Here is a 1,560-nt window from a genome sequence, read left to right on the forward strand (position 1 = left end):
CGGCAGTTCAACATCGTCAACTCCTTCGGCAAGCCCAATGAGCTGTGGGGCGTCCCAATAGAAATCGACCCCAACACCACGGGCGTGATGGTTGCGGTCGATGGGATGGAAATGCCTTTGGTCGAAGGCTACTGAGGGAGCGCGCAGACTTGACTTCTCCTCTGTCACGCTCCTTCACACAGGGTGCCTTAGATAGGTGAGATTTGAGCGTCTTACGTCCCAGCTCTTGTTGCTTGCGGCGTCATCTCATGCTCGACTATGCTGCGTAGTAACTAAGGCGAAGTCCCATCAATCGGACGAGCCTTATTCAGATCGAGGGGTTGAGACTTATGCAGCTAAGTTGGGCCGGTGTCGACCATTGGGTAGTCTCATTAGGCTGTGGTCTGCTTATCGGTCTCGTAAGCGAGCGTCGCGGGAGTGAGCGCGAGAGCATCGCAGGAACTCGTACCCACGCCATAGCAGCGTTGCTTGGCTGCGCGGCCTGGTGGTTAGGCGTGCTGCCCTTCGCCGTTGTACTTCTGTTGGTCGGGGCACTGACCGTTGCAGCCTACTGGCACTCAGCCCCCAATGACCCAGGCCTGACCAGTGAAGTGACTCTACTTTTCTCACTAACTCTGGGCGCCCTATCGCACAAGAGCCCTACCTTGACGGCAGCTCTGGGCATTCTTTGTGCCTTGCTGGTGCATTCCAAAGGCCCCATACAACGCTGGAGTCGTGAGTTACTCAGAGAGAATGAATTGAGGGATGGCCTTCTGCTGGGCGCTGCGGCGCTGGTCGTGATGCCACTTCTGCCGCAAGCGCCTGTAGATCCATGGGGTGTGCTAAGCCTCCCAGCCCTTTGGAAAGTGGTCGTGCTGTTCATGGCTGTTGGCATGCTGGGACACATACTGACTCGAGTGCTGGGCCCGCACTGGGGCCTACCTGTGACCGGATTCTTTTCTGGATTTGTGTCATCTACCGCGGCTATAGCCAGTCTTGGCCAGCTGGCCAAGTCCGACGAACATCAGCAGGCGCAAGCCTTTGGATGTGCCATGTTGGCTCAGTTGGCCTCGCTATGCCTGTTCATAGCAATTCTCTCGACAACATCCATAGCTCTGATGCTGTCTATGACACTCCCTCTACTAGTTGCAGCTCTCTGCCTTGTGTTGGCTGCAGCCACAGGATTGCTGAATCGACAAAAAACTGCCACGCAAACTGAATTTGAGACCGAACGGATATTTAAGCTTTCCACTGCATTGCTGATTGCCGGCACCATTGCGTTGATGTTAGTTTTAGGCGCCTGGCTCCAGCATGTCTTTGGCAGCACTGGCGTGCTGGTCGCGGCGGCACTTGCAGCCTTGGCCGAACTGCATGCCGCTGCTGCGAGCTTAGGCCAGCTTTTTGCGTCAGGTAGTTTGCCCCTGTCCACCGCTCAATGGGGATTGGTTGTGATTCTTGCTTCCAGCGCAATCGCCAAATCCGTACTGGCGTTCACCACCGGGGGAGCCAAATATGGAACACGAATCAGTCTGGGACTAGCCTCTATGGTGACAGGAGCAGGCCTGTCACTGCTATGGATTG

Annotated in this window: 1 protein-coding gene; it reads left to right on the forward strand. The window is 55.9% G+C overall.

Going from position 1 to position 1,560, the window contains the following annotated elements; genetic code table 11:
* Positions 1-644 precede the first annotated feature (644 nt).
* On the forward strand, positions 645-1,560 hold a 916-nt coding region (locus Cth01_RS23900; protein WP_233425274.1), incomplete at its 3' end, for an MgtC/SapB family protein.

Source organism: Comamonas thiooxydans (genome assembly GCF_000964545.1).
GTDB lineage: Bacteria > Pseudomonadota > Gammaproteobacteria > Burkholderiales > Burkholderiaceae_C > Comamonas > Comamonas thiooxydans.